Source organism: Acinetobacter indicus CIP 110367 (assembly GCF_000488255.1).
Taxonomy (GTDB): Bacteria; Pseudomonadota; Gammaproteobacteria; order Pseudomonadales; family Moraxellaceae; genus Acinetobacter; species Acinetobacter indicus.
This window is the reverse complement of the sequence record NZ_KI530759.1, coordinates 20,328-34,124: the sequence shown is the minus strand read 5'-3', so window position 1 is coordinate 34,124 and position 13,797 is coordinate 20,328. Positions and strand designations below refer to the sequence as shown.

The following is a 13,797-nucleotide window of genomic DNA, read 5'->3' as shown; positions in this document are numbered from 1 at the left end:
CTTAAAAGAAGACCGCTTTATGCGGTCTTTTTTATTGCGCAGAATCAGGGTCTGAATGATAGAGTAGGGAAATTGTATGCAGCGAATTAATGTGGTTGGTACTTCGGCTTCAGGCAAATCGACTTTTGCCCGGGCGCTGGCAGAAAAGCTGGGACTGGCCTATATTGAGCTGGATAATCTGTTCTGGTTAGATGACTGGCAGCAAAGTGCTGATGCAGATTTTTTTGCTAAAATTCAGGCCGCCATTGAGCAGGCACCCAATGGCTATGTGATTGATGGTAACTATACCCGCACCATTCCCATTAAATGGGCACAGGTCGATACCATTATCTGGCTGGATTTACCGTTTCATACCAATTTGCTGCGTTCTGTGCAACGCGCCGTGCAGCGCGCGGTTTCACAGCAGACCCTCTGGTCCAATTCCAATAATCGGGAAACGATCAGGCAGCTGTTTAGCCGCGATTCGATTGTCTGGTGGATGATTAAAACCCATCAGAAAAATCGCCGGCATTATCTGCAGCTGATACAATCTCCCGAATATGCCCATCTGCACTGGATTCGGCTGACTTCAGCGACTGAAGTTGAACGGTTTCTGAATCGCGTTTAAAGTCCGAAATAATAGGCCAATAAACAAATTACCACAGTAATAAGAATCAGCTTGATGACTCCAGTCGCACCAACTTTATGATGAGACGGGGCTTTGGCTGAATGCGCTGCTTGCGCATGGGTAGCCTTGTTGTCAGATGCGAACGGTTCCAGCGGATTCGGCTGTGCGACAGGCGTCAGCTGGGCGCTTTGGTAATGGTTGGCCACCTTGACAATAAATTTGGCGCTTAAATCATCCAGCTTCTGGGCAAAATGGCGCAGGTCAAGCTGCTCTTCCGGACTCAGCACTTCATTATCTGCATTATAGGGATGCTGGATTTTCTGTTGAATATCATCTTTTAGCGCTTCTAAACGGTACAGCATGCGATGTGCATAATCGGCCTGATAGTGAGTCGGTAATAAAGACAGCTGATGCGGATCAGGTGTATCTGCCGTAAGCGGAACACCATAATAGGGTAAATTCTGCTGTTCAGGTGGCTGAAAGTCGGCCGCCAGTGTATGGGAAAACAGCTCCTGCTCGGTAAACAGATGAATTTCATCCCAGTGAGCGGGTTCTAGATCGGCCTCTACCTTTTTGGCCAGCTTACTATTGAGTTCATAACGCCAGAACGTTTCCTGGCGCAGTTCAATCCGCTGTGCCGATGGAAATTCATAATCATTGTCGGCGTTATACCATTCCGGCAATTCCTTGCCACAAATCCAGGCAAATTTTTTATGTGCTTCATGGCTGACAATAAAATGCGGGTAGGGTAGTAACTCGACATTGGCATTGGGATTTTTTTCATCGACCAGCAGACTGGCATTGTGCAGACTCAGTCGGGTTGTACCCTGGCGTTTTAAGCCTTCCAGCCAGATTTCAAAATGCTGGGCCAGCAGATGCTGGGAATTTAAATCGCGAAACCAGAACATGTGCTGATTAAAAATGGGATGCGCACGCCAGCGACTGAAACTCAAATCCTGGCTCAGATATTCATTGCCATAGGTGACCAGGGTCAGTTGCTGTTTCCAAATTTGATCGAGCGCCATAGTGTTTGATCTCATTGATATTTTGATTATCTTATACTTTTTCCAAATTGCGATGCCAATCTAATTTTCCTGCAATGCAACTTCATTCTACTGTCCAAAAACTGTTAGAATGTGGGGTTTTTAATTATATTCAAAATTTGTTGCTTTGAGAGTTACTATGTCACTGGAAGCCCTGACCACTGAAGCGCTCGCTGCCATTGCAGCAGCAGACGACCTTGCTACACTCGATCAAGTACGGGTGCAATTTACGGGGAAGAAAAGCCAGCTCGCGGAACAATCTAAGTCACTTGGTAAAATGGATCCTGAACAGCGTAAAGCGTTTGGTGCGCAAATCCATGCGGTGCGTGAAGCCATTAATACTGCATTAACCGAGCGTCAGGCAGCATTACAGCAAGCGGCATTAGAACAAAAACTTGCCAGCGAAACGGTGGATATTACTTTACCCGGCCGTGGTCAGACCATTGGCTCCATTCACCCGGTAACTCAGGTGCAAGAGCGTATTTGCCAGTTCTTTACCAAAGCTGGCTTTACTGTGGCTACTGGCCCAGAAGTTGAAGATGATTATCACAACTTTGAAGCGCTGAATATTCCAGGCCATCACCCGGCCCGTGCCATGCACGACACGTTCTATTTTGATGCGACTCATTTACTGCGTACCCATACCTCTGGTGTACAGATTCGGACCATGGAAACCCAGCAGCCGCCAATCCGTATTGTCTGCCCGGGCCGTGTTTATCGCTGTGACTCCGACCAGACGCATTCACCAATGTTCCACCAAATTGAAGGTTTGTACGTGGCGGAAAACACCAGCTTTGCTGAACTGAAAGGTTTACTGGTGAACTTGCTGAACGAATTCTTTGAAAAAGATTTGAAAGTCCGTTTCCGTCCGTCGTATTTCCCGTTCACAGAGCCAAGTGCTGAAGTGGATATTATGGATGAGCGCGGTAAATGGTTAGAAGTGCTGGGCTGCGGTATGGTGCATCCAAATGTATTACGCGCGGCAGGTATTGATCCGGACAAATATAAAGGCTTTGCCTTTGGTCTGGGCGTAGAGCGTTTTGCAATGTTACGTTATGGCATTAACGACTTGCGTATGTTCTACCAGAATGATGTGCGTTTCTTACGCCAGTTTGCTTAAAACAAATTTATACCTCTCCCTGACCTCTCCTAAAAGGAGAGGGGTTGTCCATCGGTGACATAGGGTTCTCCCCCTTTTTTAAAGGGGGAGTTAGAGGGGGATTTTAGAGATTTGAATTACAGGTTTTATATTAATGAAAATTAGCGAAAATTGGCTACGCACATGGGTCAACCCGGCCATCGACAGCGAAAAACTCTCCGATCAACTGACCATGCTGGGTCTGGAAGTTGATGATTTATCTCCAGCTGCAAAACCATTTACTGGTGTAGTGGTTGGTGAAGTGCTGACGGTTGAACAACATCCAGATGCAGACCGTTTACGTGTAACGACGGTGAACATTGGTTCCGGTGAGCCTTTACAAATCGTCTGCGGCGCGCCAAACGTACGAGCAGGTATGAAAGCACCTGTGGCAACTATTGGTGCAGTATTACCAGGCGATTTTAAAATCAAGAAAGGCAAACTGCGTGGTGTGGAATCACAAGGCATGCTCTGCGGTGCATCTGAAATCGATTTAGAAGACAAAATCGACGGTCTATTAGAACTTCCTGTGGATGCACCGGTCGGTGTCAACATCCGTGAATATCTGGACCTAGATGACAACGTGATTGACATCAGCATCACGCCAAACCGTGGTGATTGTTTCAGTATTCGTGGGATCGCACGTGAAATTGGGGTGATTAACCAACTGCCTGTGACTGCACCTGACATTCAAGAAGTGGCTGCAAGCATTGCTGATGAAAAGAAAGTGGTTGTATCGACTGAAGGCTGTCCACGTTATTTAGGTCGTGTGATCAAGAACGTGAACACCAAAGCCGCGACGCCTGAATGGATGGAGCGCGCATTGGCACGTTCGGGTATCCGTCAGCACAGCATTCTGGTTGATATTACCAACTATGTCTTGATGGAACTGGGTCAACCACTCCATGCCTTTGATGCTGCAAAAGTGCAAGGTGCTGTGCAGGTGCGTCAGGCGACTGCGGGCGAAAAACTTGTTCTATTGAATGAACAAGAAGTAGAACTGCAAGACGATGTCATGGTGATTGCTGATGATGAAAAAGCACTGGCGATTGCCGGTATCATGGGTGGTCTGTCTTCATCGGTTACCGATGAAACCACTGAAATCTTCCTGGAATCTGCTTTCTTTGCACCGCTGCATATTGCCGGTCGTGCGCGCCGTTTTGGCCTGCATACCGATGCCTCTCAGCGTTATGAGCGTGGTGTCGATTTTGAATTGCCATTGATCGCCATGCACCGTGCCTCTCAGTTAATTTCTGAGCTTGCAGGCGGTGAATTTGGCCCGATTACTGTGGCAGAAAATGCAGCAGTATTGCCAACACGTGACGCGATTGAACTGGAACAGGCACAGGTCGATCAGCTGCTGGGTTATAGCGTAGATTCAGACTTTATTACCGATGCTTTAACACGCTTGGGCTGTGAAGTAACAGTAAAAGCGCAAGGCCAATGGTCTGTGGTACCGCCATCGCATCGTTATGACATGGCCATTTACCAGGACCTGATTGAAGAAGTCGCGCGTATTCACGGTTATGACAATATTCAAATCAGCCTGCCGGTGATTGACACTAAACTGGCGAAGTATCAGGATCAGTTTGAAGTGGCACAGCTGCGTCAAACCCTGGTGACTTTGGGCTATCAGGAGGCAATCAGCTTTAGCTTTGCTGACCTGAAACTGGAAAAACAGCTAAATGCGGCGGTCAACCCGCTGGCATTGGCGAACCCGATTTCAAGCGATCTGGCGGTGATGCGTTCAACCTTGCTGTCGAGCCTGATTCCTTGCGTACAGTACAACATTAACCGTCAGCAAAGCCGTGTGCGTTTCTTTGAACTGGGTTTACGTTTTGATTATCAGAATGCAGCTTCAATTCATGACCTGAAACAGATTCCAACCCTGGCGATGATTGCGGTGGGTGCTAAAACAGCAGAATCATGGCATGGCAAACCACAAGCCATGGACTTCTTTGACCTGAAAGGTGAAGTTGAAGAGTTGCTGGCGGCAGGTCGTGTACAGGTCGAATATGTACGTTCAGAGCGTAGCTGGTTGCATCCAGGCCAATCTGCAGAGATTCTGGTCAATGGTCAGTCAATTGGTTATTTGGGCCGTTTGCATCCATCTCTGGAAAATGAACTGGATTTGGGCACCACTTGGGTGGCGGAACTGGATCAGCAGGCTATTTTGCAAACTTATGTATCTAATTTTACAGAATTATCACGTTTTCCGTCGGTAAGACGTGATATTGCGCTTTTAATTAGTGATAAGATTAATGTTAGCGAAATTCAGCAACTTATCGAGCAAACGGGCGGCGAGCTTCTGCATTCAACCTGGTTATTCGATGTGTACACTGGTCAGGGTGTTGAAGCGGGTAAACGCTCATTGGCATTTGCACTGTTATGGCAACATCCGACACGTACGCTTGAAGATGCTGAAATTAAATCAGGTATGGACAATATCCTAAAAGTGTTAGAAAACACTTATCAAGCGACATTGAGGGCTTCATGACAGCATTAACAAAAGCAGAAATGGCTGATCATTTAAGTGAGCTCACGAGTTTAAACCGTCGTGAAGCGAAACAAATGGTCGAGTTATTCTTCGATGAGATTAGCCAGGCGCTAATCTCTGGGGAGCAGGTGAAACTTTCAGGTTTTGGTAACTTCGAGTTGCGTGATAAACGTCAACGTCCAGGCCGAAATCCGAAGACGGGTGAAGAAATTCCGATTTCTGCACGCCGGGTGGTAACCTTCCGTGCCGGACAGAAGTTCCGCCAACGTGTTGGAAATGAGCAGATCGATTGATCTGCTTTTTTTATGCCGCTAAAAAAGTAAGGGCTGAGGTTCTAACGGCAGGTATTACCGTGTTCCTTGTATGTGATGATGAGATGTTGTAAGAAATATTCAGACAATAAAAAAGAGAGCCAAAAGGCTCTCTTTTTGTCAATAATCTAAGATTATTGAGCTTCAGAAGCAGCAGCGTCAACAGCAGCATCAGCAGCGTCAGTAGCAGCATCAGCAGCGTCAGTAGCAGCAGCAGCAGCAGTGTCAGCAGCATCAGCAGCAGCGTCTACAGCAGCATCAGCGCCAGAAGCAGCTTCAACAGCAGCAGCGTCAGCAGCAGCTTCAGCTTCAGCAGCAGCTACAACAGCTTCAGATGCAGCTTGGTTAGCGTCAGCAGCAGCTTCTTCAGTTTTTTTAGCACAACCAACGAAAGCTAAAGTAGTAGCAACTGCAGCAGCAATAGCGATTTTTTTGAATAACATGGCATCACTCTCTAAAAAATTGAGATTAAAAAAAACCGACGTTAGCCTGTTATATGCTTTTATTATTCCTAATTTTGTTAGGCACTAACAACGCAGGAGCAGTCTAACTGGTCTGCGAATATGCTATCACTGAGTTTTTTTAATTACTACTAGCTTGCTCTAAAAAAAGCCGAAAAAAGCCCTAAAATGCGTTGTTTTTTAACAGAAAATAACAATCAAGAGTTCAGTTTATATTGGCGAAAGGCGATTTAAATCATTAAAAACTATAGGGTTTTTTTGAAATACTTATTTATAATCATTTACTTAAAAATAAGTTTACACAGAAAACGTCCAATTGTGTCTTTATGTAAAGATGGTCAACCGAAATAAAAAAGCCATCGTTATACGATGGCATTTTTAAAAAGTTTTGATCTTAGTTGCTGGCTTTACGCTTCATATGATCAAAGAACTCGTCATTGGTTTTGGTTTCTTTCATACGATCCAGCAGGAATTCCATGGCTGCCAGTTCATCTTGGGTATGCAGCAGCTTACGCAGAATCCAGACCTTACGCAGGTTGTCTTCAGACATCAGGCGCTCTTCACGACGGGTACCTGATTTCTTGATGTTCATGGCAGGGAACACGCGTTTTTCGGCAATACGACGATCAAGCGTAATTTCCTGGTTACCGGTACCTTTGAATTCTTCGTAAATCACTTCATCCATCTTGCTGCCGGTTTCAATTAACGCGGTTGAGATGATGGTCAGTGAGCCGCCTTCTTCAATATTACGTGCGGCACCAAAGAAACGCTTTGGACGTTCCAGTGCGTGAGCATCGACACCACCAGTCAGGACTTTACCTGAAGATGGCACCACGGTGTTATAGGCACGCGCTAAACGGGTAATCGAGTCAAGCAGAATCACCACATCTTTTTTGTGTTCTACCAGACGCTTGGCTTTTTCAATTACCATTTCAGCCACTTGTACGTGACGGGCTGGAGATTCATCAAAGGTAGAGGCAACCACTTCACCACGCACGGTACGTTCCATTTCGGTCACTTCTTCCGGACGCTCGTCAATCAGCAGAACAATCAGGAATACTTCCGGGTTATTACGTACAATCGACTGGGCGATGTTTTGTAATAACATGGTTTTACCAGCTTTTGGCGGCGCTACAATAATTGAACGCTGGCCTTTACCAATTGGCGCAACCAAGTCAACCACACGCGCGGTTAAATCTTCAGTGGTGCCGTTACCAAGTTCCATCACCAGTTGTTCAGTTGGGAACAGCGGGGTCAGGTTTTCAAACAGGATTTTATTGCGCGAGTTTTCTGGCGTGTCGTAGTTAATCTGGTTAACTTTTAACAGGGCAAAATAACGTTCGCCTTCTTTTGGTGGGCGAATGGTGCCGGTAATGGTGTCACCGGTACGCAGGTTAAAACGACGAATTTGCGAAGGGCTGACATAGATATCGTCAGGACCGGCTAAATAAGAGCCTGCTGCAGAGCGTAAGAAGCCAAAACCATCTGACAGAATTTCGAGCACGCCATCACCAAAAATCTCTTCGCCATTCATTGCATGACGTTTTAAGATGGCAAAAATAATGTCTTGCTTACGGTTACGAGCCATTCCTTCAAGGCCCATAAACTCGGCAATCTTGATGAGTTCGCCAATCGGTTTTTTCTTGAGTTCGGTTAAATTCATAGGTGATCAGATAGAATCAAAAATTCTGGGGTACAGGTTGGAAGGGAAGCAACATTTGACCGCATGCAGGCAATAAAACGAACGCAATTGTATTTGCACAATAACAATTCAGAGGACTGATTAATTGTTTCAGAGAAAAATGTGAAAAAACAATTTCTGTTGCCGAGCGGCATTTTTGTGTTGTGTCTTTTAAGAAACGGGCGGGACGGGAAGTCCTTTATTTCTTGAGCAAGCAATATAAGAGAGAAACGCCGATTTGTCAATTTATAGACGAAAAAAATACGCTATGAAACATAGCGTATTTTAATTTTTCTAAACAGACAGGATTTAGATGTTTTCATCAATAAATGCAGTCAGTTTCGATTTTGGTGCAGCACCAATCTGCTGGGCAACCACTTCACCATTTTTGAACATCAACAGTGCAGGGATGTTACGGATGTTGTAGTTCACGGCAGTTTGTTCGCAAGCGGTCACGTCAACTTTCACAATTTTAACTTTGCCTTCATATTCAGTCGCCAAAACTTCAAGTACTGGCGCAATTGCCTTACAAGGCGCACACCAGCCCGCCCAGAAGTCAACCAATACAGGTGTTTCAGATTGAAGAACGTCTGCTTCGAAGTTTGCATCCGTTGTGTTTACGATGTTGCCAGACATGGAATGTGCTCCAAATGAATTTTTGTATAGATAGCTATATTTATTAGTATTACATAGCCATCTAGAACAATGTAGAGGAATATGTAAATTTTCGATCTTTCCTGTGAATTTGTCTAATTGATGCTCACGATGCTGATGATCGTGTCACACAATTGTCACATCTGCCGAAAATTTAAATACTCATCGAAATGTGCGCACAAATGGCTTTTAAATTGCATGTATGTGAATTACTCTAGGCACAATTCTGTATAGGTTTGTTTGAAGAATGTCTGATTTTTTAATTGATGAAGAGTTACTTGCAGCCATCGATATGGGGTCGAACAGCTTCCACCTGGCCATTGCCCGTGTGGATCATGGTGAAGTAAAAAAAGTGGCATCAATGTCAGAAAAAGTACAGCTTGCCGCTGGTTTAGATGAGAATAAAAATTTAACCGAAGCCGCACAGCAGCGCGGTTTAGCCTGTCTGGCACGCTTTGTCGGACGTTTAAGCGCTGTACAGCCGAACCGTTTACGTATTGTTGCCACCAACGCCTTGCGTCAGGCCAAAAACGGACATGAATTTATTCAAAAAGCCGCAGAAATCTTGCCAAAACCCATTGAAATTATTGCCGGTCGTGAAGAAGCCCGCTTAATTTATCTGGGTGTGTCGCACACCATGGAAAACAGTGGTCGCCGCCTGGTGATTGATATTGGCGGTGGTTCAACCGAGCTGATTATTGGTGAAGAATTCGAACCTATTCATACCGAATCTTTACAGATGGGCTGTGTGGCCTATACCAAAGCCTTTTTCGCCGAAGGTGAAATTAACCATAAAAGTTTTGACAAAGCCGTGTTTGCCGCACGCAAAGAATTATCCACCATTGCCAATACCTATAAAAATGCCGGCTGGGATACCGTAGTAGGCTCAAGTGGCACCATTAAAGCCTGCCGCCAGATTACCGTGAATATGGGCTGGAGTAATGCGCAGGAAAATCTGACCCGTGAGGGCCTGGAAAAACTCAAAGATAAACTGCTTAAATACAAGCATGTCTCTGAAATGGACTTTGACGGTTTAAAAGAAGATCGACGAGCAGTTTTGCCAGCCGGGATTGCGATTTTATATGCAGTTTTTGATATTTTAGATATTGATAAACTGGTTTATTCCGATGGTGCCTTACGTGAAGGCGTAATGTATGACCTGCTGGGCCGTTTCCAGCATGAAGATATCCGAGACCGCAGTGTGCAGGCGCTGATGGGCCGTTATAACGCCGATCCGAAACAGGCAGAACGTGTGGTCAAAACCGCGCAGCACCTGTTTGAAGGCGTAGCCGCGGAGCTGAAATTGACCAGCGATGACAGTGATTTACTGCGCCGCGCGGCCTATTTACATGAAATTGGTCTGGCGATCAGTCATGGTGGCTATCATCGTCATGGTGCTTATTTATTACAACATTCGGATATTCCAGGCTTTTCACAAATTGATCAAAACCATCTGTCGCATCTGGTTGCGCATCATCGCCGCAAGCTGCGTCAGGACGATAAAATTGATGTCAACAAGGTCGGTGGCCATAAATTAATGCATTTATGTCTGCTGCTGCGCCTAGCAGTTTTAGTCAATCACAGTCGCAGCGATCAGATGCTTCCTGCCATTGAATTGAGTGTTCAGAATGCGCAACAATGGCAGCTCAGCGTTTCGGGTGATGCTAAACAATGGCCATTGCTTGTCGCTGAATTGCACGATGAACAAGTGCAGTTCAAGAATTGGGACATTGAATTAAAAATTCATTCGGAACAATTTGTCGATTAACGTTTTGGTTAATTTAGGGATAACAGTCGACTTATGAAAAATAAAGCTGCTCAATCAAAAGCATGGACAACGGTCCAAATTGCACGTCATCCAGAGCGTCCGCAATTCCTGGACTATGTAGGCGAAATTTTCACTGAATTTGATGCGTTGCACGGCGACCGTTTATTTGGTGATGATGGTGCAATGGTGGGTGGCTTGGCACGCTTCGATGGTCTGCCGGTCATGGTCGTGGGCCAGCATCGTGGTCGCAGTACCCGCGAGAAATTGCAGCACAATTTCGGCATGAGTAACCCGGAAGGTTACCGTAAGGCACAGCGTTTGCTAGATATGGCAGAACGTTTCAAGCTGCCGGTCTTTACCTTTATTGACACCATGGGTGCTTATCCGGGTGTGGGTGCAGAAGAACGTGGTCAGGCGGAAGCGATTGCCACCAGTCTTGCTCAATTATCGAACCTGAAAGTGCCGGTCGTGGCAACAGTTCTGGGTGAGGGTGGTTCAGGCGGTGCCTTGGGTATTGGTGTGGCGGACCGTGTGGTGATGTTATCTCACAGTATTTATTCAGTAATTTCTCCAGAAGGCTGTGCATCTATTTTGTGGAAAACTGCTGAAAAAGCAGAACAAGCAAGTGAAGCATTGGCACTGACTGCTGAAAAATTACAGCAGATGGGCATTGTTGAATATGTGGTTGATGAAGGTGAGGGAGCTCACTTGCAACCAGAAAAAGTCATGCAAGATTTAAAAGCCGTGTTAAAACAGGCTCTAGAAGAATTGCAACCGATGGATGCACAAGAACGATGCGAAGCACGTTACCAGCGTTTGATGAAGTTTGGCAGCGACAATTTAGGACTGGCGTCTTAACCCAGATTCAGTCTTTTCCAGAAGATACGCATTTTCTCATCGGATGTAGTGGCGGCATGGATTCCATGCTGCTGCTGCATCTGATGGCGTTTTTATGCCCGGAAAAAGTCCGGGCCATTTATATTGATCATCAATTACAGTCTTCCAGCCAGGCCTGGGGCGAATTTGTCCAGCAGCATTGTCAGGCCTTCAATATTCCGTGCATGATTCAAGCCGTACAGGTCGCCGAAGGCAATCTGGAACAGCAGGCACGCGCCGCACGTTATCAGGCATTTCAGCAGCATATTCAAACCAACGAGATATTGGTACTGGCCCATCATCAGCAGGATCAGGCAGAAACGGTGTTATTGCGCCTGTTTTCTGGTGCCGGTATTCCTGGCTTGTCAGCCATGAAAACTTTCGATTCACGTCCTGAGCTGTCAATCTGGCGACCGTTGCTATCTTTATCGCGTGAGCAGATTCAGAGCTGGTGCCAGCAGCTTTCGATTCCACATATTCAAGATCCGACCAATCAGGATATTCACTACGACCGGGCCTGGTGTCGGGAACAGTTATGGCCGCTGTTAAACGCGCGCTTTCCCAAAATGCAGCAAAGCATTTGCCGCAGCAGCCAGCTGATGCAGGATGCTGAGCAGATTCTGACCGAAGTATTGCTGCAGGATTTGGCCAGCTGTGGCGATGCCAAGCATCTGGATTTACACCGTATTCAGCAATTGTCCGAGGCACGGCAACGCCAGTTACTGTCATTCTGGATGAAAGGGGGCAGTCAGTACCGGCCAAGTTTTGATATGGTGCAGCGTATTCAGCAGGAAGTGATTCAGGCCCGAGCCGATGCGCAGGCGGCTTTGCATTGCAACGGCTTTTATTATGTGCGCTATCAAAATGTCATTTACCGTTTGGCCCAGCTGGAATATTTGGCCAGTCAACAGGCCATCTCTGCGCGGGAACAGGTGTGCTGGCAATTGGGGCAAACCCTAGATTTACCTGCCGGACAGTTTCAGTTGAATGCACCGCATCAGGTTGGTTTGTCTTTTGCATTACTCCAACAAGAATTGACTTTAAGTACGCGAGTGGGCGGAGAAAAAATCCATCTTCATGGACGTGTCGGGGCCTGGCCATTAAAAAAGGCGATACAGCAGGCACAAATTTTTCCCTGGAAGCGTCATACAATTCAAATATTAAGCAGAGATAATGTTATGCTAGGGGTTTTCACGCCAAAAGGGTTTTGGCTGGCAGATTCTGCCTATTGCGAACCGGATGGCTGGCAACCGACTTTAATCTCTTAACTATAAAGAACTCAACCAAGAGTGTGAATCATGAGTGCAGTGTTAAATTGTAATATTAGTTTTATTGGTGGCGGAAATATGGCGCAGGCCTTAATTGGCGGTCTGATTGCACGTGGCATGCCTTCAACGCGTATTACAGTTGCTGATCCGGTCGAAAAAATCCGTTTGTTGCTGGAAGAAAAAGATGTACATGTGACCGAAGACAACCAGGCTGCCATTCGTGATGCCGATATTGTGGTGTTCGCGGTCAAACCGCAGGTACTGGCCAGCGTGCTGCAACCGCTAAAAGGGCAGTTTGAAGGCAAACTGGTGATTTCGATTGTTGCTGGTGCAGAAATTGCTACCATTTCGGCATTGCTCGATACCGACCGTGTGGTACGGGTGATGCCAAATACCCCGGCGCTGGTACAAACTGGTGCGCATGGTTTATATGCGCATGATGCGGTCGATAGCAAAGACCGTGAATTGGCAAGTCAGGTTTTGGCTGCCACGGGTTTAACAATTTGGGTAAACTCTGAAGCGCAAATTGATGCAGTCACGGCAGTATCCGGTTCTGGCCCGGCTTACTTTTTCTATATGATGGAAAGTATGATTCGTGCTGGCAAAAACTTGGGCCTAGATGAAAAAGTGGCAACGGCTTTAACCTTGCAAACTGCGTTGGGCGCGGCACAAATGGCAATTACCAGTTCCAATACCCCGGCAGAGCTGCGTAAAAACGTGACCTCTCCAAACGGGACCACGCAGGCAGCGTTGGAAGTGTTTGACCGTGCGCAAGTGTCGCAGAATATTCAGGCGGCGTTGGCGGCTGCCAAAACACGCAGTCAGGAACTGGCTGCCGAGCTGAGTGACAGCATTAAATAAAGTATTTAATTTTAGGAACGTTCAAGTATGGGTGCAAATTCTGCGCTAATTTTTGGCATCATCATTAACGTAGCGATTTTGCTCGTCTTCTTCCGTTTTCTCATGCAGCTGGCTGCGGTGAGTCCTTATAATCCGGTGGTGTTGTCTACGATCAAGGCCACGAAAATTGTAGATGTATTTAGCCGTATTTTCCCGACCGTGGCAAAAGGCCGGGTGAATCTGGCGGCATTGGCGCTGCTGGTGGTGCTTTATCTGCTGAAAAATTACGGCATGATGTATTTAAACGGGGCGATGCCTAATGGCCCGGTACATCTGCTGATTCTCACCTTTGTGACCATGATTCAGGACCTGCTACGTTTCTGTCGTTACCTGATTTTTGCCACCATTATTTTAAGTTGGGTAGTGATGTTTACCCAGTCACGCGGGCCTTATATTGAAGTGATTCAGGAGCTGGCAGAACCTTTACTGGCGCCGTTTCGCCGGATCATGCCGAATATGGGCATGATTGACCTGTCTCCAATTCTGGCATTTCTGGCGTTATATATTGCTGAAATTCTGATGAACCAGGTGGCGATTGTTTTGCTGACCGGCTTCTAATAAATTCAGCTCAAGAAAAAAAGGACTCAATTGAG

At 46.3% G+C, this 13,797-nt stretch carries 13 protein-coding genes; 9 read left to right on the top strand and 4 right to left on the bottom strand.

Translation table 11 applies throughout. From position 1 onward, the window contains the following. The first annotated feature begins 76 nt into the window (after positions 1–76). Positions 77–607, top strand: coding sequence for an AAA family ATPase (locus P253_RS14550; RefSeq protein WP_016659520.1), 531 nt, complete (start codon positions 77–79; stop codon positions 605–607). Here P253_RS14550 and P253_RS14545 read toward each other — a convergent pair. Next, positions 604–1,632: a hypothetical protein gene (locus P253_RS14545; RefSeq protein ID WP_016659519.1), complete on the bottom strand. Its 1,029-nt coding sequence runs from the start codon at positions 1,630–1,632 to the stop codon at positions 604–606. The two genes, P253_RS14550 and P253_RS14545, sit on opposite strands and share 4 nt — an antisense overlap. A 157-nt stretch (positions 1,633–1,789) precedes the next feature. Between P253_RS14545 and pheS the strand changes: the two genes are divergently transcribed. The 3 genes from pheS to P253_RS14530 all read left to right on the top strand — a co-directional run bounded on the left by pheS (position 1,790) and on the right by P253_RS14530 (position 5,578). Further along, positions 1,790–2,770 (top strand): phenylalanine--tRNA ligase subunit alpha, encoded by a 981-nt coding sequence (gene pheS / locus P253_RS14540; RefSeq protein WP_016659518.1) that lies wholly within the window; start codon positions 1,790–1,792, stop codon positions 2,768–2,770. Positions 2,771–2,903: 133 nt separating this feature from the next. Next, a complete protein-coding gene (gene pheT, locus P253_RS14535) occupies positions 2,904–5,285 on the top strand; it encodes a phenylalanine--tRNA ligase subunit beta (RefSeq protein ID WP_016659517.1) in 2,382 nt (793 codons plus the stop codon). Next, complete coding sequence (locus P253_RS14530) at positions 5,282–5,578, top strand: integration host factor subunit alpha (RefSeq protein ID WP_004649746.1); 297 nt, start codon at positions 5,282–5,284, stop codon at positions 5,576–5,578. Before pheT ends, P253_RS14530 begins: the two co-directional genes overlap by 4 nt. 152 nt (positions 5,579–5,730) lie before the next feature. On the opposite strand, the gene P253_RS14525 is transcribed toward P253_RS14530, so the two are convergent. The 3 genes from P253_RS14525 to trxA form a co-directional block, all read right to left on the bottom strand. Then, entirely contained in the window at positions 5,731–6,039 is a 309-nt protein-coding gene (locus P253_RS14525; RefSeq protein WP_016659516.1) for a hypothetical protein, read from the bottom strand. 412 nt (positions 6,040–6,451) lie between these two features. Then, a complete protein-coding gene (rho, locus tag P253_RS14520) occupies positions 6,452–7,720 on the bottom strand; it encodes a transcription termination factor Rho (protein ID WP_005182456.1) in 1,269 nt (422 codons plus the stop codon). Between the two features lie 327 nt (positions 7,721–8,047). Continuing rightward, entirely contained in the window at positions 8,048–8,374 is a 327-nt protein-coding gene (gene trxA / locus P253_RS14515; RefSeq protein ID WP_016659515.1) for a thioredoxin, read from the bottom strand. 265 nt (positions 8,375–8,639) lie between these two features. On the opposite strand from trxA, the gene ppx reads away from it, so the two are divergent. The 5 genes from ppx to P253_RS14490 are packed head-to-tail and all read left to right on the top strand — an operon-like array spanning position 8,640 to position 13,762. Further along, positions 8,640–10,160, top strand: coding sequence for an exopolyphosphatase (gene ppx, locus P253_RS14510; RefSeq protein ID WP_005182484.1), 1,521 nt, complete (start codon positions 8,640–8,642; stop codon positions 10,158–10,160). Between the two features lie 33 nt (positions 10,161–10,193). Next, positions 10,194–11,018, top strand: a complete 825-nt coding sequence (locus P253_RS14505; RefSeq protein ID WP_016659514.1) for an acetyl-CoA carboxylase carboxyltransferase subunit alpha — start codon at positions 10,194–10,196, stop codon at positions 11,016–11,018. Further along, positions 10,955–12,304: a tRNA lysidine(34) synthetase TilS gene (tilS, locus tag P253_RS14500; RefSeq protein ID WP_081402526.1), complete on the top strand. Its 1,350-nt coding sequence runs from the start codon at positions 10,955–10,957 to the stop codon at positions 12,302–12,304. Before P253_RS14505 ends, tilS begins: the two co-directional genes overlap by 64 nt. A 30-nt stretch (positions 12,305–12,334) precedes the next feature. Next, a complete protein-coding gene (gene proC, locus P253_RS14495) occupies positions 12,335–13,165 on the top strand; it encodes a pyrroline-5-carboxylate reductase (RefSeq protein ID WP_005182498.1) in 831 nt (276 codons plus the stop codon). Positions 13,166–13,192: 27 nt separating this feature from the next. After that, positions 13,193–13,762, top strand: a complete 570-nt coding sequence (locus P253_RS14490; RefSeq protein ID WP_005182501.1) for a YggT family protein — start codon at positions 13,193–13,195, stop codon at positions 13,760–13,762. The last annotated feature ends 35 nt before the right edge of the window (positions 13,763–13,797 follow it).

What these genes read in the sequence shown, in the direction of transcription:
- P253_RS14530 (WP_004649746.1), top strand. Translation starts at nt 5,282, where the DNA reads ATGACAGCATTAACAAAAGCAGAAATGGCTGATCATTTAAGTGAGCTC.
- P253_RS14490 (WP_005182501.1), top strand. Translation starts at nt 13,193, where the DNA reads ATGGGTGCAAATTCTGCGCTAATTTTTGGCATCATCATTAACGTAGCG.
- proC (WP_005182498.1), top strand. Translation starts at nt 12,335, where the DNA reads ATGAGTGCAGTGTTAAATTGTAATATTAGTTTTATTGGTGGCGGAAAT.
- P253_RS14545 (WP_016659519.1), bottom strand. Translation starts at nt 1,632, where the DNA reads ATGGCGCTCGATCAAATTTGGAAACAGCAACTGACCCTGGTCACCTAT.
- tilS (WP_081402526.1), top strand. Translation starts at nt 10,955, where the DNA reads ATGCGAAGCACGTTACCAGCGTTTGATGAAGTTTGGCAGCGACAATTT.
- rho (WP_005182456.1), bottom strand. Translation starts at nt 7,720, where the DNA reads ATGAATTTAACCGAACTCAAGAAAAAACCGATTGGCGAACTCATCAAG.
- ppx (WP_005182484.1), top strand. Translation starts at nt 8,640, where the DNA reads ATGTCTGATTTTTTAATTGATGAAGAGTTACTTGCAGCCATCGATATG.
- trxA (WP_016659515.1), bottom strand. Translation starts at nt 8,374, where the DNA reads ATGTCTGGCAACATCGTAAACACAACGGATGCAAACTTCGAAGCAGAC.
- P253_RS14505 (WP_016659514.1), top strand. Translation starts at nt 10,194, where the DNA reads ATGAAAAATAAAGCTGCTCAATCAAAAGCATGGACAACGGTCCAAATT.
- P253_RS14525 (WP_016659516.1), bottom strand. Translation starts at nt 6,039, where the DNA reads ATGTTATTCAAAAAAATCGCTATTGCTGCTGCAGTTGCTACTACTTTA.
- pheS (WP_016659518.1), top strand. Translation starts at nt 1,790, where the DNA reads ATGTCACTGGAAGCCCTGACCACTGAAGCGCTCGCTGCCATTGCAGCA.
- P253_RS14550 (WP_016659520.1), top strand. Translation starts at nt 77, where the DNA reads ATGCAGCGAATTAATGTGGTTGGTACTTCGGCTTCAGGCAAATCGACT.
- pheT (WP_016659517.1), top strand. Translation starts at nt 2,904, where the DNA reads ATGAAAATTAGCGAAAATTGGCTACGCACATGGGTCAACCCGGCCATC.